21 protein-coding genes and 1 pseudogene are annotated in these 21,028 nt (G+C 67.5%); 9 read left to right on the top strand and 13 right to left on the bottom strand.

Going from position 1 to position 21,028, the window contains the following annotated elements:
- Positions 1 to 20: 20 nt before the first annotated feature.
- Both ARC78_RS08960 and ARC78_RS08955 read left to right on the top strand, forming a co-directional pair.
- Positions 21 to 575, top strand: coding sequence for a DUF2058 domain-containing protein (locus ARC78_RS08960; protein ID WP_057506135.1), 555 nt, complete (start codon positions 21 to 23; stop codon positions 573 to 575).
- An 82-nt stretch (positions 576 to 657) separates the two neighbouring features.
- On the top strand, positions 658 to 921 hold the full coding sequence (locus tag ARC78_RS08955) for a DksA/TraR family C4-type zinc finger protein (RefSeq protein WP_054658794.1): 264 nt from the start codon (positions 658 to 660) through the stop codon (positions 919 to 921).
- Positions 922 to 939: 18 nt separating this feature from the next.
- On the opposite strand, the gene ARC78_RS08950 is transcribed toward ARC78_RS08955, so the two are convergent.
- From ARC78_RS08950 to ARC78_RS08940, 3 genes are all read right to left on the bottom strand, one after another.
- Positions 940 to 2,196: a sugar transporter gene (locus ARC78_RS08950; RefSeq protein ID WP_057506134.1), complete on the bottom strand. Its 1,257-nt coding sequence runs from the start codon at positions 2,194 to 2,196 to the stop codon at positions 940 to 942.
- A 135-nt stretch (positions 2,197 to 2,331) separates the two neighbouring features.
- Positions 2,332 to 2,913, bottom strand: a complete 582-nt coding sequence (locus ARC78_RS08945; RefSeq protein ID WP_057506133.1) for a mechanosensitive ion channel family protein — start codon at positions 2,911 to 2,913, stop codon at positions 2,332 to 2,334.
- A 133-nt stretch (positions 2,914 to 3,046) separates the two neighbouring features.
- The gene (locus ARC78_RS08940) at positions 3,047 to 4,405 is read right to left on the bottom strand and encodes an Hsp70 family protein (protein WP_054658792.1); all 1,359 of its coding nucleotides are present in this window, start codon (positions 4,403 to 4,405) and stop codon (positions 3,047 to 3,049) included.
- Between the two features lie 107 nt (positions 4,406 to 4,512).
- Here ARC78_RS08940 and ARC78_RS08935 point away from each other — a divergent pair, with 107 nt between their 5' ends.
- Positions 4,513 to 4,845 (top strand): zinc ribbon domain-containing protein YjdM, encoded by a 333-nt coding sequence (locus tag ARC78_RS08935; RefSeq protein ID WP_054658790.1) that lies wholly within the window; start codon positions 4,513 to 4,515, stop codon positions 4,843 to 4,845.
- Positions 4,846 to 4,854: 9 nt separating this feature from the next.
- On the opposite strand, the gene ARC78_RS08930 is transcribed toward ARC78_RS08935, so the two are convergent.
- The gene (locus tag ARC78_RS08930) at positions 4,855 to 5,949 is read right to left on the bottom strand and encodes a tetratricopeptide repeat protein (RefSeq protein ID WP_083468457.1); all 1,095 of its coding nucleotides are present in this window, start codon (positions 5,947 to 5,949) and stop codon (positions 4,855 to 4,857) included.
- Positions 5,950 to 6,225: 276 nt separating this feature from the next.
- On the opposite strand from ARC78_RS08930, the gene thpR reads away from it, so the two are divergent.
- The 4 genes from thpR to ARC78_RS08910 all read left to right on the top strand — a co-directional run bounded on the left by thpR (position 6,226) and on the right by ARC78_RS08910 (position 9,157).
- The gene (thpR, locus tag ARC78_RS08925; protein WP_057506132.1) at positions 6,226 to 6,813 is read left to right on the top strand and encodes an RNA 2',3'-cyclic phosphodiesterase; all 588 of its coding nucleotides are present in this window, start codon (positions 6,226 to 6,228) and stop codon (positions 6,811 to 6,813) included.
- Positions 6,814 to 6,879: 66 nt separating this feature from the next.
- Positions 6,880 to 7,479, top strand: a complete 600-nt coding sequence (locus ARC78_RS08920; protein ID WP_054658786.1) for an HD domain-containing protein — start codon at positions 6,880 to 6,882, stop codon at positions 7,477 to 7,479.
- Positions 7,480 to 7,541: 62 nt separating this feature from the next.
- Positions 7,542 to 7,724 carry an oxidoreductase-like domain-containing protein gene (locus tag ARC78_RS08915; protein WP_054658784.1) on the top strand — a complete coding sequence of 61 codons (183 nt, stop codon included), beginning with the start codon at positions 7,542 to 7,544 and terminating at the stop codon, positions 7,722 to 7,724.
- Positions 7,725 to 7,792: 68 nt separating this feature from the next.
- Positions 7,793 to 9,157 (top strand): virulence factor family protein, encoded by a 1,365-nt coding sequence (locus tag ARC78_RS08910; RefSeq protein ID WP_096144935.1) that lies wholly within the window; start codon positions 7,793 to 7,795, stop codon positions 9,155 to 9,157.
- Here ARC78_RS08910 and mprF read toward each other — a convergent pair.
- On the bottom strand, positions 9,126 to 11,681 hold the full coding sequence (gene mprF, locus ARC78_RS08905) for a bifunctional lysylphosphatidylglycerol flippase/synthetase MprF (RefSeq protein ID WP_057506130.1): 2,556 nt from the start codon (positions 11,679 to 11,681) through the stop codon (positions 9,126 to 9,128). The genes ARC78_RS08910 and mprF overlap by 32 nt on opposite strands.
- A gap of 164 nt (positions 11,682 to 11,845) precedes the next feature.
- On the opposite strand from mprF, the pseudogene ARC78_RS08900 reads away from it, so the two are divergent.
- A pseudogene (locus tag ARC78_RS08900) lies at positions 11,846 to 12,478 on the top strand (DUF998 domain-containing protein); the annotation flags it as partial.
- Between the two features lie 57 nt (positions 12,479 to 12,535).
- Positions 12,536 to 12,883, top strand: coding sequence for a RidA family protein (locus ARC78_RS16315; RefSeq protein ID WP_054660472.1), 348 nt, complete (start codon positions 12,536 to 12,538; stop codon positions 12,881 to 12,883).
- Positions 12,884 to 12,949: 66 nt separating this feature from the next.
- On the opposite strand, the gene rnfB is transcribed toward ARC78_RS16315, so the two are convergent.
- The 8 genes from rnfB to ARC78_RS08860 form a co-directional block, all read right to left on the bottom strand.
- Positions 12,950 to 13,369, bottom strand: coding sequence for an Rnf electron transport complex subunit RnfB (rnfB, locus tag ARC78_RS08895; protein ID WP_057506129.1), 420 nt, complete (start codon positions 13,367 to 13,369; stop codon positions 12,950 to 12,952).
- A gap of 31 nt (positions 13,370 to 13,400) precedes the next feature.
- Positions 13,401 to 13,991 (bottom strand): HAD family hydrolase, encoded by a 591-nt coding sequence (locus ARC78_RS08890; protein ID WP_054659099.1) that lies wholly within the window; start codon positions 13,989 to 13,991, stop codon positions 13,401 to 13,403.
- A gap of 49 nt (positions 13,992 to 14,040) precedes the next feature.
- The gene (metG, locus tag ARC78_RS08885; RefSeq protein ID WP_057506128.1) at positions 14,041 to 16,119 is read right to left on the bottom strand and encodes a methionine--tRNA ligase; all 2,079 of its coding nucleotides are present in this window, start codon (positions 16,117 to 16,119) and stop codon (positions 14,041 to 14,043) included.
- A 96-nt stretch (positions 16,120 to 16,215) separates the two neighbouring features.
- Positions 16,216 to 16,659, bottom strand: coding sequence for a DUF2147 domain-containing protein (locus ARC78_RS08880; protein ID WP_054659101.1), 444 nt, complete (start codon positions 16,657 to 16,659; stop codon positions 16,216 to 16,218).
- Between the two features lie 170 nt (positions 16,660 to 16,829).
- Entirely contained in the window at positions 16,830 to 17,222 is a 393-nt protein-coding gene (gene gloA2, locus ARC78_RS08875; protein ID WP_054659103.1) for an SMU1112c/YaeR family gloxylase I-like metalloprotein, read from the bottom strand.
- On the bottom strand, positions 17,219 to 18,292 hold the full coding sequence (locus ARC78_RS08870) for a serine hydrolase domain-containing protein (RefSeq protein ID WP_054659105.1): 1,074 nt from the start codon (positions 18,290 to 18,292) through the stop codon (positions 17,219 to 17,221). Before ARC78_RS08870 ends, gloA2 begins: the two co-directional genes overlap by 4 nt.
- A 20-nt stretch (positions 18,293 to 18,312) precedes the next feature.
- The gene (locus tag ARC78_RS08865; RefSeq protein ID WP_057506146.1) at positions 18,313 to 20,214 is read right to left on the bottom strand and encodes a DUF885 domain-containing protein; all 1,902 of its coding nucleotides are present in this window, start codon (positions 20,212 to 20,214) and stop codon (positions 18,313 to 18,315) included.
- A 156-nt stretch (positions 20,215 to 20,370) separates the two neighbouring features.
- Entirely contained in the window at positions 20,371 to 21,009 is a 639-nt protein-coding gene (locus tag ARC78_RS08860; RefSeq protein ID WP_096144938.1) for a DUF502 domain-containing protein, read from the bottom strand.
- Positions 21,010 to 21,028 lie beyond the last annotated feature (19 nt).

Raw genomic sequence — 21,028 nt, 5'->3', positions numbered from 1 at the left:
CAGAACCGCGAATCACGAAGATGGCAAAGGCGAATCCGCTGCAGGAACAGCTGCTCAAGGCCGGGCTGGTCAAGAAATCCCAGGTGTCGCAGGTCGCGCGCGAGCAGGTCAAGGCACGGCATGGCAAAGGCCCGGCGGCCCCCACCGAAAGCCAGCGTGAGGCCGAACGCGCCCGCGCCGAAAAGGCCGAGGCCGATCGCCTGCTGGCGGCCGAGCGCAATGCCCAGCGCCGTGCCGAGGAGCTGCGCGCGCAGGCCCGGCAGATCATCGCCGACCGCAAGCTGCCGCGCGCCGGCGAGCAGGAATACCGTTTCAACGACGGCACGCTGATCCGCACGCTGCTGGTCGATGATGCGCAGCGCAAGCAGTTGTCCGCGGGTGCGCTGGTGATCGTCCGTCATGCCGACGGTTTTGCGTTGCTGCCACGGGTGGCGGCGGAGAAGGTGCGTGAACGCGCGGCCGAACTGATCGTGCTCGACCACGGCCAGAGCGCGGATACCCCGGTGTCCACCGGCAATGCCGAGGATGACGCCTATTACGCGCAGTTCCAGGTACCCGACGATCTGATGTGGTGAGTCGCCGCGGCGGCGTTGTCCCGTCGTTCAAGCAACTGCGCTAGGCTGCGGTCACGTCATTTCCACTTCGGAGCTGGCAACCATGGCCACCGGTTGGGCGGGCGATACCGCCGTTCAGGATCAGATCGACGCGACGGTCGAAGACGCGATCAAGCGCGCCCGCAGCCGCCTGCCCAGCGGCCCCGGGCTGGAGCATTGCGAAGAATGTGACGCGCCGATTCCCGAGGCGCGCCGCAAGGCCGTGCCCGGCGTGCGGTTGTGTATCGCCTGCCAGCAGGCGCGGGACGAGGACGAAGCGTTCAGTGGCTACAACCGCCGCGGCAGCAAGGACAGCCAGCTGCGGTAGCCGCTGCCGGCGCAGGCCTCAGTGCTGCCCGGAGCGCAGCTGGAAGCTGCCGCGCCAGCGCAGCAGCGCGAACAGGCACCACAGCCAGCCGGCGCTGGCGATCAGCCCGCCGACCAGACCGATGTGCTGCATGCCCAGATGCAGGCTGACCTGGCTGCCGATCAACGCGCCGGCACCGATGCCGATGTTGAAGATGCCCGAAAACAGCGCCATCGCCACGTCGGTCGCATCCGAAGCCAGGTTCAGCACCTTGGACTGCATCGACAGCGCGAAGCTGATCATCGCCACACCCCAGATCGACACCAGCAGGTACAGCAGCCAGGCGTTGCCCAGGCCGGTGCGCAGCAGCAACAGGCAGGCGGCCAGGGTGCCGATCGCGGCCAGCAGGAAGCCGCGTGGCCAGCGCGTGCCGAAGCGGGCGAACAGCACGCTGCCGACAAAGCCCATGCCGCCAAACAGCAGCAGTACCAGCGTGGTGACATGCGCATCGAAGCCGCCGATGGCCTGTACGAACGGCTCGATGTAGCTGTAGCCGGTGAACTGCGCCGAGATCACCACCATCACCAGCACGTACAGCGAAACCAGCGCCGGGCGTCGCAGCAGCAGCGGCAGGCTGCTGGCCGAGCCACTGTTCTGGCTGGGCAGGGCCGGCAGCAGGCGGGCCAGCACCAGCATCACCAGCAGCGCGACGCCGCCGATGGCCAGGAAGGTGATGCGCCAGCCCAGCCATTCGCCGACGATGCGGCCCAGCGGGATACCCAGCACCATCGCCACCGAGGTGCCGGTGGCCAGCAGCCCCAGCGCCTGCGGACGCTTGCCTTCCGGTGCCACACGTACCGCCAGCGAGGCGGTGATCGACCAGAACACCGCATGCGCCAGGGCGATGCCGATACGGCTGGCCATCAGGACCGGATAACTCCAGGCCACGCCGGAGAGCACGTGGCTGGCGATGAACAGCGCGAACACGCCCAGCAGCAGCCGGCGCCGGTCGAAGTTGCGGGTCAGCAGCATGCACGGCAGTGAGGTCAGTGCGACCACCCAGGCGTAGATCGTCAGCATCAGCCCGACCTGCTCGATCGGTTTGCCGAAGCTGCCGCCGATATCGCTCAGCAGCCCGACCGGGACGAATTCGCTGGTGTTGAACACGAATGCGGCCAGTGCCAGGGCGATGACGCTGAGCCAGCGCTGGCGGTCGCTGCGCGGGGCTTGGAGCTGGGCAACGGCAAAAGCGTCGCCTGCCTGCGGGGCAGGGCAAGAGGAAACGGGGGAGGACATCGTTGACTGGAGCGGCGACCGGTGGGGACGGTCAGTGGCGGCAATTTTCGCACGGACGGAAGGCACGCGCGTGAACCGCGCCGGTGGTGGGCGACCGGCGCAGACAGAAAGGCCGGCAATGGCCGGCCTTTTTCATCAGCCATCCCCCTGGATCGGCGCTGGCAAGGCGTCGGTGCCCCGCCAGCGGCGCAGACCCCGCTGGAAGAACAGGCTGTTGGGGATCTGCATCAGCGTGCCTTCGACCGGGCCGCCGATCTCGGACAGGGTGGTGTAGATCAGGTTGATGTCGGTGACCACTCCCTTCAGGCCGGGCTTTTCGCCGTTCTCCAGCAGTTCGATCTGGTCGCCCAGCCGGAACGGCCGGGTGGTGAAGATCAGGAACGTACAGAAGATGTTGGAGAGCACACTCCATGCGGCAAAGAACGCCACCGCGCCGACCGCGGCAAAACCGGTGAAGGCGGTCCACAGCACCGACGGGGCGACGCCGACCTGGTTGAGCAGGGCCAACGCGGTGGCGGTCCAGATGACGAAGTTGGACAGTCGCCGGATCGCCAGCTCGATCGGCGCCGGCAAGGTGTAGTGGCGGCCGAGACGGGCCAGCAGGTGCCGGGTGAACAGACGAAACAGCCAGGCGACAAGCAGGATCAAGGCGATCATGAGCCCGGTGTTGATCGGTTCGAGCCACTGCTGCAGCGAGGGCGGGAGGTAGTGCTTCATCCGGGAAATCCTTGTGTTGCGTGACGCGCTGCCGTGGCTGCAACGCCACAGGAATACGTGATGCGATGAGGGCTGATTGTCGATGACCCCGAGCCGGGCCGCCAGCACGGGACGCGGGTACCGCGCTGTTCGCCTAGCGGAGGGTCGCCGCCAGCGCCAGCCCCTGCACGACACCGAACGAGGGGTCGCCGTGGACCACGGTCGCACCCGGGAACGCCGCCGCAGCGGCGTGCTGGATGTAGCCGGCGCGTGACATGCCGCCGGTCAGGAACACCGCCGTCGGGTCATGGCCGATGTCGGTGCGGACCTGCTGCAGCAGGGCGTCCAGTTCACCCAGATAGCCGCGCGCGGCGCTGGCCAGTTGCGGCGCATCGGTTTCCACGCTCAGCCCCGGTTCGATGAAATTCAGTGCGCTGGCATGGTGTGCCGCGCCACTGAGCGCGATCTTGCAGCGCTCCACCTCACGGTACAGGCGCGCGGTGTTGCCGGTGTCCTGCAATGCCTGCAGGCGCGGGCCGTAGGGCGCCTCCACCGCGTCGTAGTTGTGCTGGCGGAAATCGCGCTGGCGGGTCATGTCCTGCACCATCGCCGCTTCGACGTAATGATGGGTGGGTACCCGGGTGATGCCGCGGCCGAATAGCGGCATGTAGCCGGCCAGGCTCAGCGCCAGATCGATATCGGTACCGCCGCGGGCGATACCCCAAGCGCGATGGATCCGCGGGGCGGCATCGCCGCCGACGCTGGCGTGGGCGATATCGGTGGTGCCGCCACCGACGTCCACGATCACCGCCTCGTGCCGCTGCGCACTGACCGCGTGGTAGTGCATGGCCGCGGCGGCGGGTTCTTCGAGGAAATCGATCTCATCGAAGCCGGCCGCCAACGCAGCGCTGCGCAGGATCTCCAGCGCCTGGTCGTTGCCCGCCTCGCCGATCGAGCTGCGGAACTGCACCGGGCGGCCGAGCAGGGCGCTGCGCACATTCTGGCCGAGCTGCCGGGAGGCGGTCAGGCGGATGTGTTCGAGGATGTGGGTGGCGATGCCGGTGATGGTCTGCCGGGCGCGCGGATGCAGGTTGTAGCCGAGCATGGATTTGGGGCTCTGCACCAGATTGCCTTCGTTCTCCTCGAAGTAGGCTTCCAGCGCATCGTCGCCATAGAGCGCGTTCTGCAGCAGCGCGGTGGAGCTGCGCGGCTCGCGGATGCGTTCTTCCATCCACTGCCGGCGCACGACGCGGATCGCATCACTGCGCAGCTGCTCGAAACCGCGCTCGCGGCCGGCCGCGCGGGCATCGCGCCGGCCGGATTCGATCAGCTCATCGAGCTGCTGCTCCAGCTGGGGCGTCAGCTCGAAATCGTTGGGGTCGCGCATCACCTCGGGGAAATACACCGTGGTGCGGAACTGCTGGGCCTGGCCAAAGCTGACCGGCACGACCTTGCCGTCGATCAGCGCGGCGGCGGCGGAATTGCTGGTGCCGAAATCGATACCGAGTTTCATGAAGCGTGAAGGCTGGCGGACAAAACGGCCGCGCACTTTACTACGCGGCCGGCAGCGCGGCGTGAGCGGCTACAATGAACGGTCTTTCATGTTGTCCGGGAGTCGCCATGTCCACCTCATCCTGCCCGCAGTGTTCGCTGGAAAATATCTATCAAGACGGCGCGCTGTGGATCTGCGCCGATTGCGGCCACGAATGGGTGCCGGGCGAAGCGGCTGCCAGCGCGCTGGTGGTGCGCGACAGCAACGGCAATGTGCTGGTGGCCGGTGACACCGTCACCGTGATCAAGGACCTGAAGGTCAAGGGCTCCTCGATCCCGCTCAAGCAGGGCACGGTCATCCGCAATATCCGTCTGGTCGAAGATGATGCCGAGCACATCGAAGGCAACTCGGAAAAGATCAAGGGACTGGTGCTGAAGACCTGCTTCCTGCGCAAGGCCTGAGCTGCCGTCTCAATGTGAGGGGCGCCGGGCCTGCAGCCGTCGCAGGCTGTCCAGCTTGGCCTGGTAGAGCGCGCGTTGCCGCTCGTTGTCGCCCAGCTGCCGCGCCCGTTCCATCTCGCGTTCGGCAAGCCGGTTGTCGCCACTGAGGAAATACGCGCGCGCCAGCCCGAAATGGAACTGGTGCGCGTTGTCGTACAGCTTCAGGGCGTTGCGGTAGTAGTGGATCGCCTGCGCATAGTCGCCGCTGCGCTCGGCCTGGGTGGCCTGCATGAACTGGTAGAACGGATCGCGTGCGCGGGCGCGGTCCAGCTTTTTCTGCAGGCGCGCGGCATGGGGAATGTCGCCGGTGCGCGTGTACAGCGCCACCGCATTGGACAACGCCGGCGCATGTTCGCCGTTGATCGCCAGCGCCGATTCCAGGTCACGGGCCGCGGCGGCGTTGTCGCCCACCCGCGATTCCAGTACGCCGAGGTTGTTCCAGGTGGCGACAAAGCGCGGGTCCATCTGCAACGCCGCATCGAAGTAGGCGCGCGCGGCGGGATAGTCGCCCGCAGCCAGATGCTCGACTCCCCGGTTGTTGTAGAAGTGCGCGATCGCACGCCGGTCAGAGATCGGGCGCGGACCGCGCCGGTCGTACAGCACGTTCTGGTCCAGATCCAGGGTGGCGTGGCGTCCGCCCACGCGCAGGCCGACATTCACGTGGCCAGCGGTGAAGATCAGTCCCTGGTCCTGGTACCACGACACCACCTGGCCGACCTCCTGCATCCGCGCATCCAGCCCGATCTCCCGCGCCAGCGCCACGAACAGCAGGGTGAAGGACAGGCAATTGGCGCGCCGCTGCTGCCAGACCTCGGCCACGCTCAGCGTCGCCCCGGTGTCGTATTGAAGGGCCAGCCCCTCCGGCTGGAACACCAGTTCGACCAGCCGTTGCAGCCGCAGCTCCGGTGAGTGCGTGGTGTCGATCACCCGGGTCTGCAGCTGCGCGCGCAGCTCCGCCGGGATGGCCATCAGCTGGGTGGGTGTGGGAAGTTCGGGGGGCGCGGTGGCAGGGGCCGGCGACAGGCTCGAGCCGGCAAGCAGGATCAAGGCATTCCAACCGATCATGGCGATCACCCGGGGGCTGCTGTTGCGCGACCAGTGTAGGCCTGTGAGAGGCGGGCCGGCGGGTTTTCACACAATCCACAACCGGTGTGGACCAGCCCTTGGCAAAGGTGTGGATAACCACCGGCAGGCCTTGTGCCACCTGCATTGCCGAAGGTTGGTCAAAAATTGATCAGGGGCGGGTCGGGGGCGGTGGGGTCTGCTAGTATCCGCGGCCCCAGACAGTATTGACCCGCCGCGAGGGCTCGGCCCGGGCCGGCAGGCTTTCTACGCCAGATCATGACGAAGTATCTTCCTTCTACCGAGGCCCAGCTGTCGCTGGGTCTTGGCAGCGACATTCCCACCGAGCGCCTGTTCTTCGCGGTGTTGCCGGACCCGGCCACGGCCGCGCGGATTGCCGAGCTGGCCGAGGGGTTGCGCGAGGAACATGGTCTGACCGGGCACCCGCTGGCGCGCGAGCGCCTGCATATCACCCTGCATCATCTGGGCGACTATGCGGGCCTGCCGCCGAGCCTGCTGGCCAAGGTGCAGCAGGCCGCTTTGCGGGTGCGGATGCCCGAGTTCGAAGTGTGCTTCGACCAGGTCGGCAGCTTTGCCGGCAACCGGCAGAATCCGTTCGTACTGCGCAGCGACTACGGCGCCGAACTGCTGCACGGGCTGCATCAGGAACTGGCGCGCTGCCTGCAGGGCGTGGGCGGGAAGCCGGACCCGCGTTTCACCCCGCACATCACCCTGCTGTACGACAAACGGCGGATGCCGATCCAGCCGGTGCAGCCGCAGCGCTGGTTCGTGCGCGAATTCGTGTTGGTCCGCAGTTTCCTGGGGCAGACCCGCTATCAGCTGGAAGGCTGCTGGCCGCTGGGCTGAGCCCGCATCACTACTGGACTGCAGGCCAGGGCTTGCAGGCGGGCGTGGGCCTGCGAAGATGCCGTCATGGAAGAGCTGCCGCTGTCATTGCCGCCACCGCTGCTGGCCGAGGTCAAAGTCGCCTACGCGCAGCCGCCGCGGGCGTATCACAACTTCGGCCATGTGCAGGCGCTGCTGCACCACTACCGCGACGTCGCCGCCGGGCCCGGCTGGCAGCAGCCGCTGGAGGTGCTGCTGGCGGTGCTGTACCACGATGCGATCTACGAGGCCGGGCGTGGCGACAACGAGCTGCGCTCGGCGCAACTGGCGCAGCTGGCGATCGGCCGCTGGCTGGCCGATCACGATGTCGATGTGGCGCGGGTGATGGCGCTGATCGAACTGACCGCGCGCCATGGCAGCGTGCGCAGCGCAGATCTCGATCACGATGCCGCGCTGTTCCTGGACAGTGACATGGCCATCCTCGGTGCCCCGGAGGCGGTGTTCGACGCCTACGACCGCGGCATCGCCGAGGAATACCGCGGCAAGGTGCCCGGCTTCCTGTTCCGGCTCAACCGCCGCCGTTTTCTGAAAGGGGTGCTGGCGCAGCCGCGCATCTTCTTCAGCGACTTCTTCCATGCCCGCTACGACGCCGCCGCGCGCGCCAACCTGCGCCGGGTCACGGCCTGAGCGCGGCCACTGGCTAGAATGCGCGTTGACGAATTGCCGGTGCGGTCCCCGTGGTCGATGTAATGAACGTGCAGCCCCTTCCCGATCCGGACCCGCGTCCGCAGCCTCCGCAGGCGCCCGGTCCGAACGAGTGTTGTGACAGCGGTTGTCCGCTGTGCGTGCTGGACCTGTATGCCGATGAGCTGAACCAGTACCGGCAGGCGCTGGCGGCCTGGAAGCTGCGCCACCCCGACGCGCTGGACTGAGCCGCCGCCTCGACAGCCGGTTCCGCGGCGCAGGGGTACGCTGCGCATTCCGGTGATGGGAGTGGCTCATGACGCACGCGCGGCGGTTTGTCTGGGGGATGCTGCTGTGCCTGCTGGTGGTGCCGGCGATGGCGCAGCAGCACGTCAGCCACGGCCGTTTCGAGCAGGTGCCGGTGTGGTTGCCCGCCGGCCCGGTGCAGCGCGTGGTGCTGTGGTTCTCAGGCGATGGCGATCGTGCGCAGCGTGAGGCGCGGCGGCAGGCGCTGCGCCAAGACGGGGCGATGGTGGTGGAGGTCGATACCGGCCGCCTGTACCGGCGGGTTGCCAGCGAGGGCGGCGACTGTGGTTTCTCCGCCGGCGATGTGGAGAATTTTTCCCGCTACGTGCAGGCGTTCTTCCACGTGCCGACCTACCGTCTGCCGATTCTGGGCGGTGATGGCGACGGTGCGGCACTGGCCTATGCCATCGCCACGCAGGCCGACTCCGCGATCTTTGCCGGTCTGCTGACCGAGGACTTCTGCCCGCGACTGCATAACGCCACGATGATCTGCGGCGATGCGATCCATCGCGCGGAACTGGTGCCGCAGGCGTTGCGGTTTCCGTGGTTGAACGCGGCCCACCGCAACGGCGCCTGCCCGGCGGCGGCGCTGACCGGCTTCCGCACGGCGATACCGCTGTACCGCGATTTCGCGCGGACCCGCAGCGGCAGCGCGATTCCCGGCGAGGTGGCCGCGGCCCGGGTGCTGGGCGCACAGCGTGGCGTCAGCCTGCCGCCGGTGCCGTCCGATCTGAGCGGGCTGCCGCTGGTCGAGGTTCCCGCCCCCGGGCAGGACGATACGTTCGCGGTGTTCGTCTCCGGGGATGGTGGCTGGGCCGGACTGGACAAGGACGTGGCCGGTGCGCTGGCGGCGGCGGGAATCCCGGTGGTGGGACTGGATTCGCTGCGCTACTTCTGGAGCCGGCGCACGCCGGCCGGTTTCGCCACGGATCTGGACCGGATCGCGCAGCACTACGCGCGGCAGTGGAAGCGGCCGCGGCTGCTGCTGATCGGCTTTTCGCAAGGCGCCGACGTGTTGCCGGCGGCGATCAACCACCTGCCTCCGGCCTCGCAGGCGATGCTGGAGATGACCGTGTTGATGTCGCCGGGCAGCACCGCCTCCTACGAGTTCCATGTCAGCAACTGGCTGGGCGGCGATGATGACGCCGGTCTGCCCATCGCGCCGGAAATGCGCGCCTTGCCGGCCGCTCGTACGCTGTGCCTCTACGGGCAGGAGGACGCCGGGGCGCTGTGCCCGAAGCTGCCGGCCAACAGCATCAGCGTGGTGAAATTGCCCGGCGATCACCATTTCGAAGGGGATTACGAAGGACTGGCCAAGGTGATCCTGCGGCGTCTGGCGGCACTCACTTCTGGCGCTGCGGATCCAGCGAAATAAGCCGGGTTACATCCAGCAAGGCGGCCGGCAGGTGCATGCCGCCGGGCGCGGCCAGATAGCGGGGACGCCACTCCGGTGCGAACTTGGCCTTGAACCGGCGCAGGCCGCCAAAGCCATAGAAGCGCTCGCCATGGCGGGCGACGAGGTTGGCAAAGCGGTTCCAGCGGCCGGCGAGGCGATGCTCGGCCAGCCCGGTCAGCGGCGCCATGCCCAGCGAGAAGCGGCGGTAGCCGTTGGCCGCCCCCCACAGGAACAGCTCGATGAACAGGAAGTCCATCGTGCCTTTGGGCGCGTCGGGATGGTGCCGCATCAGGTCCACCGACAGTTCCCGTCCAGCGGGCGCCTGCCAGAGGTTGGCGAAGGCCACCGCCCGGCCGTCGGCTTCCACCACTGCCAGCGGGAAGCGCAGCAGGTAAGCCGGGTCGAAACTGCCCAGCGAGAAGCCTTTCTCCTCGCCGGCTTTTTCCTCGAGCCAGCGCTCGGAAATATCGGCCAGTACCGGCAGCAAGCCCGCCACCCCCGGCGCGGGCACCAGCCGGAAGCACAGACCGGCCCGCTTGCCCTTGTTCCAGGCCTGGCGCAGCTCGGCCCGTTCGCTGCCGGCCAGGCTGAAGTCCTGCAGCGGGACCATGGCTTCCTCGCCCAGTTTGACCAGCGTCAGCCCCAGATCGAGGTAGGTCTGCCAGTAGCGTTCGCCGGTCTGGTAGAACACCGGACGCAGACCCAGGCGGTCGGCGGTTTCGCGGAATCGCCAGACCAGTTTCCGGGCGACTTCCGGTGGTCCCACCGGATCGCCCATCGCCACCAGCGAGCCGCCGTAGCGCTGCATCATCACAAAGCCATCGCCGGCCTCGCTGCGCAGGACCGCCTTGTCGCCGATCATCACCAGGCAGGCCTGGGTGTCCTGGGCCTGGGCCAGGACGTCGCGCAGTTGCTCCAGCGCATCGGGGTCGGGCAGCGGGAGCGGGGCGCGGGTGCTGTGCAGCAGTCGCGCCAGCCCGAACACGATCACCGCCAGGCACACCAGCAGCAGCGCCCGCAGCGCCCGCGGCGCGTTGCCGGAGGTGGCGAACTGCCACCACAGCTCGTTCCGGTATTCCACATGGCTGTAGACGAAGAACAGCAGCCAGAGGGTGGCCGCCAGCACCAGCGCCACATTGCGCAGCCATGGCCATGACCAGGCTTCATCAAGCAGGGCGCCCTGCCGGTAGAACTCGCGGCGCGCGGTCCACAGCGCGAGCGCGGCCAGCGGCAGCAGCAGTGCCACCAGCAGATGCCCGCCGCGCAGCCACACCGGCAGCGGCAGTACGGTGCACAACGCGAACGCCAGCAGCCATGCCGAATGGCTGCGGCGCTGCAGGCCCTGACCGATGAGCAGCAATGCCACGCCGCCCAGGCTGCCCAGCAGGTGCGAGGTTTCGATCACCGGCAGCGAGGCGGACAGCTGCCGGTGGCGTGGTAGCGGCAAGGTCCCGTCGATCACCAGCAAGCTGCCCACCGCGAACACCGCCAGCGCGAGCAGATTGGGCAGCCACGGACGCACCACCGCCCAGGCGCTGCCAGCGCCGCTGCGCAGGGGCCGGCGCGCGCTGGCCAGCCCCGCCAGCAGGGCCGACAGCAGCAGCGGCAGCAGGTAATAGGTGAGGCGGTAGGCCACGGCCGCCGCAAGGATGGCCGCCGGCGGCACCTGCGGCAGCAGTTTGAGCAGGCTCCACTCGAACACGCCCAGTCCCGCCGGAACGGTGGATATCAGCCCGGCCACTGTGGCCACCAGGTACACCCCGACAAATCCGATGAAACCCGGTTCCTGCGGTGGCGGCAACAACACGTAGAACGCCGCCGAGGCCAGGCACAGTTCGACCACGCTCAGCGCGGTGATCTCCAGCACCGTGCGGCGGTCGGGAATCCACAACGGGTGCTGCCGCCACCCAATCCGGCGGCCGCTGCGTCCGACCAGCACCAGCAGGGCGGCAAAGGCCAGCAGCATGGCGATGCCCAGGCCGGACACGGTGGCGGTGGTCAGTGGCAGCACCCGCATCGCTGCCCCCGGTTCCAGCCACAGAGCCAATCCCAACAACAGCCACGCACCGAATCCGAAGCCCAGCGTGCTCATCAGCACCACTTGCCCGATCTCGGCCAGGCTCAGGCCCGCGGCGCCGTAGCTGCGCAGACGCACCGCGCCGCCGGTGAGTGCGGCAAACCCCAGCGTCTGCCCGGTGGTATGGGCCAGGAAGGCGGTGATGCCGATGCGTGAGGCGGGCAACCGGTGTCGGGCGTGGCGCAGGCCGATGGCGTCAAAGCCGATCAGGCAGCCATAGCTGGCCAGGCCCAGCAACGTGGTCAGCGCCAGCTGTGGCCACGTCAGCCCGCGTAGGGCGCTGCGGATCTGGTGATAGCCGTGTCCACCGAACTCGCCGGCCAGCGCATGCAGGGCCAGGGCCATGATGACCAGGGTGGCGGCGATGGCGGCAGCGCGGCGCCAGCCTTCGAGCGCGGGTCCCGGGGTGGCAGCTGATTCACTCATGCAGGTCTGGTCGGGCTGATGCACCGGGGCCGGTGCGGGCGCACCAGACTATCGGGTGGGTGTTAGGACGGTGGCAAACCTGTCCATCGACGTGTCGTGATGCCTCGGCCCGGGGTAATAGACTGCCGGGTCTTTCCCAACCGGCGGCATATTCCCGCGGAGCGATGGACGGCGAACAGGACCAGCCCGCACCCGTGCAGCGTGCGGCGATGGCGACGGTAGTGATCGGCCTGGCGGTGTTTGCCGGCGTCGGGGTGTGGCTGCAGTTCGTCCGTACCGATCTTGACTGGCTGCATGCCACCTTGAGTCTGTACCTGCACGGTCCCTACGGCCTGTGGTTGCGCAGCGCCTATTGCCTGCTGGCGTTGGCGATCACGCTGCTGGGCTGGATGTTGTACCGGCAGATGGATGGTGCGGCACGTCGCGGCCTGCCGGCGGTGCTGTTCGGCGTCGCCGGACTGGGCCTGGCCGGCGTGGCGATCGGTGACAGCTGGTTGCCCGGCAATGCGCCCACGCTTGCGCCGTTCGTGCATGCGCTGTCGGCGCAGACGGCGTTCCTGTGCGTGACCGTGGCGATGCTCCTGCAGGCCTGGTGCTTCGGTCGCGATCGGCGCTGGCAATGGCTGCATCGACGGGCGTGGGAATGGGCGTGGCTGACCTTTGCCCTACTGTGGCTGCACGTGCTGTGGCGGGCCAGCCCGCGCGGGCTGGGTCAGAAGCTGGTCATCGCGCTGGTGGTGGGCTGGCTGTTGGGGATCGCCCTCGCGCTGTGGCGGGCCGGGCGCAAAGAACCAGCTGAAACTTCCGGTTCGGGTCACAATGGCGCGCACACTCACAGCAAGGAATCCCCCCCCATGATCCAGCGCTTCGATACCGGCCCGCGCATGTCGGAAATGACCATCCACAACAACGTGGCCTACCTGGCCGGGCAGGTGCCGGAAGACACCAGCGCCGACATCGTCGGCCAGACCCAGCAGGTGCTGGCCGCCATCGACGAGCTGCTGCGCACGGCGGTGACCGACAAGTCCCACATCCTGCGCGCGGAAATCTTCCTGGCCGATATGGCCGACTTCGCCGGCATGAACCAGGCGTGGGATGCGTGGGTGCCCAAGGATGCCGCCCCGGCCCGTGCCACCGTGCAGGCCAAGCTGGCCCGGCCGGACTGGAAGATCGAGATCGTGATCACCGCCGTGGTGCCGTAGACCTGCGGGCGTATTTCCTGCGTGCAAACGAAAACGCCGGCGGAATCCGGCGTTTTTGCTGCCTGCTCAGCGGGCGGGCTTCAGCTCGATGCAGTCCACCGGGCACGGCGGGATGCACAGCTCGCAGCCGGTGCACAGGTCCGCCAGCACCGTGTGCATGTACTTGGCGCCGCCGACGATGGCGTCCACCGGGCAGGCCTGGATGCACTTGGTGCAGCCGATGCAATCGGCCTCGACGATGACGGCGACCTGGGCCGGTTTGTGTTCGCCGCGGCTGCGGTCAAACGGCATCGCCGGCACGCCGAGAAGGTGCGCCAGGGCCCGCGCGCCGGCATCGCCCCCCGGGGGGCAGTGATCCACGCCGGCTTGGCCGCGCGCCATCGCCTCGGCATACGGACGGCAGCCGTCATAGCCACACTGGCCGCACTGGGTCTGTGGCAGCAGGCGGTCGAGGCGTTCGATCAGGGTGATATCGGTGTCGTGCATGCGGGGCATCGGGCTGCGCGGAAAGGATGGATCAGGAAACCGGCTTGCCGCGGTACCAGCGCTCATGGGCCAGCGCGAGCATCGGCCGGTCTTCGCGGCTGTCACCGTAGGCATGGATGCGCTGGTATTTGCCCAGGTCAAAACGTGTGCGGATCAGGGCGGCCTTGCGCGGACCACAATCGTGGCCGGCATAACGCCCGGTGAGGCGGTTGTCCTGCACTTCCAGCCGGTTGCAGATCATCTGCAGGCCCAGCGCGTCGCACCAGGGCTGCAGATACAGATCGATGGAGGCCGACACCACCGCGACCGTGTGGCCCTGCGCCTTGTGCCACTGGATCTGCTCCAGCATCTCCGGGCGCACCATCTCGTGCAGGTGATCGCGCGCATAGTCCTGGGCCATCCGGGTGATCTCGCCGGCGTGACGGCCGCTGAACACCTGCGCGGTGACGCGGCGGCGGATACGCGCGGCCGAGATCAGCTTCAACCGGTAGGCCAGCAGCCACGGGCCGATCCGCCACCAGGCCTGCGCGCGCTGTTCGGGCGTGGCCACACGGCGCAGGAACCGGCTGTAGGTGTCACAGACTGTGAGGGTGTGGTCGAAGTCGAACAGGGCCAGTTGCATGGTCCGCTCCGGTCGGGAGGGGCACGCAGGGTAAGCGCGCCCGCTGCCCTCAACGTACCGGCATGCCCGGCTGTGCGCCGGCATCGGCGTCGAGCAGTGCCAGCGCGCCGCCGTCGAAACCGGCCGACAGGATCATGCCCTCGCTCAGGCCGAAGCGCATCTTGCGCGGGGCCAGGTTGGCGATGAACACCACGTTGCGGCCGACCAGCGCTTCCGGCTCGGCGTAGCTGCCGCGGATGCCGGAGAAGATCTGCCGCTGGCCGAGGTCGCCGGCATCGAGCAGGAAGCGCAGCAGCTTGTCCGAGCCGTCGACGAAGCCGCATTCGATCACCTTGCCGATGCGCAGGTCGAGCTTGGCGAAATCATCGATGCCGATATACGCCGAGGCTTCACCCTCGGCCTTGGCCTCGGTCTTCACTTCCGCCTTGGTGGGCTTCTCGGCCTTGGCCGGCTTGGCCTCGGTCGTGGGCTGGGCGGTGAGGGTGTCCTTGGAGGCGTCGGTCATGGCGTCAATCATCTTGGGGTCGATACGGGTGAACAGCGGCACGTAGGCGGCGATGGTGTGGGCGGTGAGCGGGGTGGCGATATCGCCCCAGCCGCGCATCGGTGCGTTGAGGAAGCCCTCGGCCTGCTGTGCGGTGGCCGGCAGCACCGGCTTGAGCGCGGCCACCAGCACGCGGAACAGGTTCAGGCCCTGGGTGCAGACCGCCTGCAGTTCGGCATCGGCGCCGTCCTGCTTGGCGATCACCCACGGCTTGGTGTCGTCGATGTACTTGTTGGCTTCATCGGCCAGGGCCATGGTCAGGCGGATCGCGGCGGCCGGGTCGTTGCGCTCATAGGCCTCGCGCACCGGTGCCAGGGCGGCGACAAAACGGTCGTACTGGGCCGGATCGGGCAGCGCCTCGGCCAGCTTGCCGTCAAAGCGCTTGGCGATGAAGCCGGCGCAGCGGCTGGCCAGGTTGACGAACTTGCCGACCAGATCGGCATTCACGCGGGCGGTGAAGTCGCTCAGATTCAGGTCCAGATCGTCGACACCGCCGGAGGACTTGGCGGCGAAGTAGTAGCGCAGCGCTTCCGGGGCCAGGCCCACGTCCAGATAGGTGCGGGCCATCACGAAGGTGCCGCGCGACTTGCTCATCTTGGCGCCGTCCACGGTCAGGTAGCCGTTGACGTGCAGCCTGGTCGGCGCGCGCAGGCCGGTGCCGTGCAGCACCGCCGGCCAGAACAGGCCGTGGAAGTTGACGATGTCCTTGCCGAGGAAGTGGTGCAGCTCGGTGGTGCTGTCGGCAGCCAGCACAGCATCGAAGTCGTCGCCGGTCCTGGCGCACAGGTTCTTGAAGCTGGACAGGTAGCCGATCGGCGCGTCCAGCCACACATAGAAGTACTTGCCCGGGGCGCCCGGGATCTCGAAACCGAAATAGGGCGCATCGCGCGAGATGTCCCACGCGCGCAGGCCGCCTTCGGCATCCAGCCACTCGGCCAGCTTGGCCTTCACACCCGGCAGGGCCACGTCACCGGCCAGCCACTGCCGCAGGAAGTCCTGGAAGCGGCCGACCTCGAAGAAGTAGTGCTCCGAATCGCGGATCTCCGGCGTGGCGCCGGACACCACCGACTTGGGCTCGATCAGGTCGGTCGGGCCGTAGGTGGCGCCGCAGACCTCGCAGTTGTCACCGTACTGGTCGGCCGACTTGCACTTCGGGCAGGTCCCCTTGATGTAGCGGTCCGGCAGGAACATGCCCTTGGCCGGGTCGTAGAACTGGGCGACCGAGCGGCGGCTGATGTGGCCGGCGGCGTCGAGCTTGGCGTACAGCGCCTCGGTCAGCTCGCGGTTGGCGGCCGAGTTGGTCGAGTCGTAGTGGTCGAAATCCACGCCGAAGGCAGCGAAGTCGCGCTCATGGCTGGCCTGGATGTTGGCGATGAAGGTTTCCGGGCTCACCCCGGCCTTCTCGGCGGCCAGCATGATCGGCGTGCCATGGGTGTCGTCGGCGCAGACATACCAGACCTTCTCGCCCAGCAGCCGCCGCGCGCGCACCCAGATATCGGCCTGGATGTAACCCACCAGGTGGCCGAGGTGGAGCGGGCCGTTGGCATAGGGCAGGGCATTGGTGACGAGCGCGGTACGGGTCATGGCCATCGTTTGCAGCAGGGGAACGCGGGATTATCGCATGACACAAACGAACAACCCGGCCGCAGCCGGGTTGTTCACAGGTGCCGGGGTGGGGGCTTACTCGCGCAGCCAGGTCTGGGTGCGGCAGATGAAGGCGATGCAGCCGGAGACTTCAAGCTTGCGGCCGTTCTCGACCAGCTCGACCTTGGAGCTGTAGGTCTTGCCCTTGGCCGGGTCCAGGATGGTGCCGCGGGCCCACTTGTTGGTGCCGTCCGGGCGCAGGTTCCAGAGGATGGTCATGCCTTCGATCGGCTTGCCCTTGTTGGTGCCCTCGCACTTGTCGCAGACCGGGTGCGGGCCCTGCGCCGATTGCAGCACCTGCAACACCTTGCCGGTGAGTGCGCCATTGCTGGCCTGGGTGATCTCGACGATGGACTTCACCTTGCCGGTTTCGTCGTCGATGGTTTTCCAGCGCCCGGCGGCGCTGTTGGACGCACCGGCGGAAAAAGCGGCAGCCATCAGCGGCAGGGCCAGCAACAGGGTTTTGAACGTGGTGCGCATGTATCCCCTCCCAGGGTTCGTCTGAACGTCCGGCGCTGCCGGCGTGGGAGCGAATGTAACCGCATTCGGCGCCGTACGGAATCCGCGCCGCAACACGTTCAGCGCCCGGGCGGTCGCGTTCCGATGGCGGGGACTGCTGCGCCGTGCGGGGGGGCCGGCGGCAGCCCGGTTCAGGCGGTTTCGTACAGTTCCAGCGGCAGGTTGTCCGGATCGGCGAAGAAGGTGAAACGGTGCCCGGTGTACTCGTCCACGCGGACCGGCTCGCAGTCGATGCCTTCGGCCTGCAGATGGGCGACGACATCGTCCAAAGCCTCCACGCGGAACGCCAGATGGCGCAGGCCGCAGGCTTCCGGCCGGCTCGGGCGCTTGGGCGGCGCGGGGAAGGAGAACAGCTCCAGCTGGCTGCCATCGGGCAGGCGCAGGTCCAGCTTCCATGACTGGCGCGGCTCGCGGAAATGCTCGGCGAGCACCTCCAGACCGAGGATGCGGGTGTAGAAATCGCGCGAGCGGGCGTAGTCCGAAGCGATGATCGCCACATGGTGGATGCCGGACAGCCGCTTCATTGCGTGGTCTCCTGCCAGCGGCGGGCGATGGCCAGCGCCAGCGGATAGGGTTCGGGTTCGTTGCGGTTGCTCAGCACGATCACGGTCAACTTCTGCGCCGGGTAACGCACGATCACGTTGCGGAAACCGATGCTTTCGCCGCTGTGCCACAGCGCATCGCCATTGATGCGCCAGCCGAAGCCGTAGTGCGGTACATCCGGCTCGCTGGTCTTCGTGGCCGGGCTGAAGGCCAGTTGCAGCGAGCTCGCCTTCAGCAGGCGCTCGTCGTACAACGCCGCATCCCACTTGGCCAGATCGTCGAGGGAGGAATAGATGCCGCCATCGCCGAGCACCGCGCTGGTGGTGCTCTGGTCGGTGCGCTGCCAGCGGCCGTCGATCTGGCTGTAGCCGTAGGCGCGGTTGGGGATGTCGTCCACGCCGTCCTGGTGGGCCCAGGTGTTGCGCATGCCCAGCGGCAGGAAGATGCGCTGGCGCAGGAAACTGGCGAAATCGCTGCCTGAGGCCTTGCCGACCACCAGGGCCAACAGCGCATAACCGCTGTTGCTGTAGCGGTAGTCGCTGCCCGGCGTGAAATAGGTGCGGTTCTCTTTCTGCAGCAACGCAAGCACATCGCTGTCATGCACCTGGCGGGTGTCGGCCGGATCCATCAGGTCTTCGTAGTCGAGCAGACCGCTGGTATGGCTGAGCAGCTGGCGCAGGGTCATCGTGTCGGCCACCGCCGGCAGGCCGGGCAGCCATTTCTTCAGCGGATCGTCGATGGACAGCTTGCCGTCCTCGGCCAGCAGCAGGATTGCCGCGGCGGTGAACTGCTTGCTCACCGAGGCCAGCCGGTAGTTGCTGGCGGGTGTGGCCGGCGTGCCGTCTTCGAGCACCGCCAGCCCGTAGCTGCGGCGGAAGACGGGCTGACCGTCCTTGAGTACCAGCACCGAGGCGCCCGGCACCTGGCCGTCATAGCGCTGCATCAAGCCATCGATGCCCGGATCGGCGGGCAGGCGCGGGAGCGCGGCGACTGCCAGGGTGGAAAACGCGGACAGGCACAGCGGGGCGAGTCGGTATATCCATCGGGACATGGCAGCTCCTTGCAGGGTTGTCAGATTTTCTTGCTGGCGATCCAGCGCTCGATCTTGCTGTCCAGGATCTCCAGCGGCATCGAGCCGTCTTTCAGGATCTCATGGTGGAACTCGCGCGGATCGAAGCGCTCGCCCAGCTCGGCTTTGGCCTTGTCACGCAGCAGGCGGATCTTGACCTCGCCCACGCGCGGGGCCAACGACTGTCCCGGCAGTGCCATGAAACGTTCGACTTCGGCGGCGGCATCGCTGGCGGAGATGTCGGCGTTCTTGACCATATAGTCGATGGTCTGCGCGCGGCTCCAGCCTTGGGTGTTGAGGCCCGTATCGGCCACCAGGCGTACCGTACGCAGCAAGGTGGTCTGCAGGTAGCCCAGATGCTCATAGGGATCGCTGTACAGGCCCAGCTCCTGTCCCAGCGATTCGGCATACAGGCTCCAGCCTTCGACAAACGCCACATCTCCGCCCAGGCGGCGGAAGCGCGGCAGCGCGGTCAGCTCCTGCTGCGCGCCGAGCTGGAAATGATGGCCGGGAATGCCTTCGTGCAGGTATTGCATGGTCACCGCCCAGCGCTTGCGCGACGGCAGGTCGGCCGTGTTGACGTACAGCACGCCGGGCTGTTGGCCATCGGCGCTGCCGGGCTGGTAGCTGGCAGCGCTGCTCGTCAGGGCCCGTCCGGGCTCGACCGGTCTGATTTCCAGTGCGGCCTTGGGGCGGTGGTTGAACAGCGCCGGCACGGCGGCATCGACCTGTTGTCCGACCTCGGCATAGCGTGCCAGCAGGGCGTTTGCGTCATTGAAGACGAACTGGCGATCGCTACGCATCGCCTTGAAGGTCTTCTGCATCGAGCCGCGGATCTTCGAGGCCTTCATCAGCGCGGTGATGCGCTGCTGCAGATCCTTGACCTCCTGTTCGCCCAGCGCGTGGATTTCCGCCGGCAAGCGCACCGGGGTGGTGGTGCTGGCCACGTTGTAGGCATACCAGGCCTGGCCATCGGGCAAGGCGCCCATGCCGTCGGTAGTGCGCGCAGCGGGAAGGTACTCGGTGGCGATGAAGCCGCGCAGCGAGCGGTAGGCCGGCATCAGCCGGTACTCGATCATGCGTTTGTATTCGGCAGTCAGGCGCGCCTTGTCCTCGGCGGAGAAGTCATCTGGCAGGTTGCGGATCGGTCCCCAGAAAATGCTTTCTTCGGCGCTGGGCCTGATCACCGCATCAAGCTGCGGCAACACCTTTTCCATCAATGCGCGCGGCTGCACGACGCCGGCGGCCATGCCTTCCCGCATGTTGGCGATGGCCTGGTCGAACAGGGCGGGCACCGCGAGCGAGCGCTTGGACCAGTTCTCGTAGTCCTTCACGGTGCGGAACGGCTGGGCGCCGGCACCGGAGCCGAGCACGGCGACCAGGCTTGAGACGTTGTTGTACGGATTGATCGGCAGCATCCAGCTCGGGTACTGCTCGGCCTTCAGTGAATTCTGCGCATCGCGCAGGAAGATCTGGTAACTGAGCAGGTCCTGGCCCTGCAGGCCGTCGGGATTGATCGCTTCGACCTTGCCCCGCCACTGCACCATGAAATCGTGCGATTGCTGGCGCCAGGCGGCGGACAGGAAATTCGGCAGCTGGTCGTTGAAGCGCGGGTCGCCCTGGAAGGTGGCCTGCAGCGGGTTGAGCCGCATCGAGGCATCCCAGTATTCGTCGTAGATGCGGTTGAGTTGCGCGGCCTTGTCCTGCTTGACCGGCAGCGGTGCCGGCCGGCGTGCGGGCGCGCGCGGTGCGCTGCGTGGCTTGGCCTTGGGCTTTGCGCTGCGGCTTTGCGCGGTAGGCGTGCGCTGGCTCTTCTTCTTGGCCGCGTCGGCAGGGGCCGCCGCGGAGATGGTCACGAGGGCGGCGATGGCAAGCGCGAGCAGGCGCGATGGGCTGGAGGGCATCAGCAGTTCCAAGAACACTCAAGCAGGCGAGCTTGCCCCATTCCGCCGGCCACGACCAGACGGAACAACGCTCGCACGGTTGCGGTACAGCTGTGGTTGTTCTTGCGTTTGCCGCGCTGAAGCCTGGGGCTTCAGCGTGTTGCCGGCCTCGCCGGTTCAGCGGTCGCCGGCGCGGGTGAACGGCACGGTTTCAGGCGCCACCGCACCTCCGGAGATGATGAAGCTCATCGCCTGGTCCACGCTCCAGTCGGTCGGGGTCAGCAGTTCCACCGGCACGATTTCCAGATAGCCCGAGGTCGGGTTGGGGGTGGTTGGCACATATACCGCCGCCAGCTCGCGGCCGGTGCCGGTTTCGCGGATGACGCGGGTGACCAGTCCGACCGATTTCATGTCGCGGTGCGGGAAGTCGATCAGCACCACGCGCTGGGTGCTGCCGGGCTTGGTCTGCAGGATGTCCAGCAGCTTCCTGGCGCTGTCATAGATGATGCTGGCCAGCGGAATACGCTGGATGACCGCGCCGAACCAGCGCAGCAGCTGCTGCCCGACCACGCGGCGGCTGAGGATGCCCACCAGCAGGATCACCAGCAGCGTGGCCAGCAGCGCGATGGTGTCCTGCACCCATTCGGCCTTCACCCAGCCCAGATAGTCCGGGAAGGAGGCGGCGATGCGTTCGGACAGCGGGATCACCAGCGGGCTGCTGATGCCCGACAACATGACAAAGACGAACTTGACGACCACCCAGGTCAGCCAGATTGGCAGCAGCGTGAGCAGGCCGGTCAGAAACAGGCGTTGCAGGGAGGGGCGAGGGGCGACG

Origin of the sequence: Stenotrophomonas pictorum JCM 9942, assembly GCF_001431585.1 — a bacterium.
Taxonomy (GTDB): Bacteria; Pseudomonadota; Gammaproteobacteria; order Xanthomonadales; family Xanthomonadaceae; genus Stenotrophomonas; species Stenotrophomonas pictorum.
This window is presented reverse-complemented; position numbering and strand designations above follow the sequence as displayed.

Excerpts from the sequence above, each read along its gene's own strand:
- ARC78_RS08890 (WP_054659099.1), bottom strand. The coding sequence starts at position 13,991 with ATGCAACTGGCCCTGTTCGACTTCGACCACACCCTCACAGTCTGTGAC.
- ARC78_RS08940 (WP_054658792.1), bottom strand. The coding sequence starts at position 4,405 with ATGAAACTCGGTATCGATTTCGGCACCAGCAATTCCGCCGCCGCCGCG.
- ARC78_RS08870 (WP_054659105.1), bottom strand. The coding sequence starts at position 18,292 with ATGTCCCGATGGATATACCGACTCGCCCCGCTGTGCCTGTCCGCGTTT.
- ARC78_RS08960 (WP_057506135.1), top strand. The coding sequence starts at position 21 with ATGGCAAAGGCGAATCCGCTGCAGGAACAGCTGCTCAAGGCCGGGCTG.
- ARC78_RS08950 (WP_057506134.1), bottom strand. The coding sequence starts at position 2,196 with ATGTCCTCCCCCGTTTCCTCTTGCCCTGCCCCGCAGGCAGGCGACGCT.
- ARC78_RS08880 (WP_054659101.1), bottom strand. The coding sequence starts at position 16,659 with ATGCGCACCACGTTCAAAACCCTGTTGCTGGCCCTGCCGCTGATGGCT.
- ARC78_RS08935 (WP_054658790.1), top strand. The coding sequence starts at position 4,513 with ATGTCCACCTCATCCTGCCCGCAGTGTTCGCTGGAAAATATCTATCAA.
- rnfB (WP_057506129.1), bottom strand. The coding sequence starts at position 13,369 with ATGCACGACACCGATATCACCCTGATCGAACGCCTCGACCGCCTGCTG.
- ARC78_RS08955 (WP_054658794.1), top strand. The coding sequence starts at position 658 with ATGGCCACCGGTTGGGCGGGCGATACCGCCGTTCAGGATCAGATCGAC.
- gloA2 (WP_054659103.1), bottom strand. The coding sequence starts at position 17,222 with ATGAAGCGGCTGTCCGGCATCCACCATGTGGCGATCATCGCTTCGGAC.
- ARC78_RS08920 (WP_054658786.1), top strand. The coding sequence starts at position 6,880 with ATGGAAGAGCTGCCGCTGTCATTGCCGCCACCGCTGCTGGCCGAGGTC.
- ARC78_RS16315 (WP_054660472.1), top strand. The coding sequence starts at position 12,536 with ATGATCCAGCGCTTCGATACCGGCCCGCGCATGTCGGAAATGACCATC.
- ARC78_RS08910 (WP_096144935.1), top strand. The coding sequence starts at position 7,793 with ATGACGCACGCGCGGCGGTTTGTCTGGGGGATGCTGCTGTGCCTGCTG.
- ARC78_RS08930 (WP_083468457.1), bottom strand. The coding sequence starts at position 5,949 with ATGATCGGTTGGAATGCCTTGATCCTGCTTGCCGGCTCGAGCCTGTCG.
- ARC78_RS08865 (WP_057506146.1), bottom strand. The coding sequence starts at position 20,214 with ATGCCCTCCAGCCCATCGCGCCTGCTCGCGCTTGCCATCGCCGCCCTC.
- ARC78_RS08915 (WP_054658784.1), top strand. The coding sequence starts at position 7,542 with ATGAACGTGCAGCCCCTTCCCGATCCGGACCCGCGTCCGCAGCCTCCG.
- thpR (WP_057506132.1), top strand. The coding sequence starts at position 6,226 with ATGACGAAGTATCTTCCTTCTACCGAGGCCCAGCTGTCGCTGGGTCTT.
- metG (WP_057506128.1), bottom strand. The coding sequence starts at position 16,119 with ATGACCCGTACCGCGCTCGTCACCAATGCCCTGCCCTATGCCAACGGC.
- mprF (WP_057506130.1), bottom strand. The coding sequence starts at position 11,681 with ATGAGTGAATCAGCTGCCACCCCGGGACCCGCGCTCGAAGGCTGGCGC.
- ARC78_RS08945 (WP_057506133.1), bottom strand. The coding sequence starts at position 2,913 with ATGAAGCACTACCTCCCGCCCTCGCTGCAGCAGTGGCTCGAACCGATC.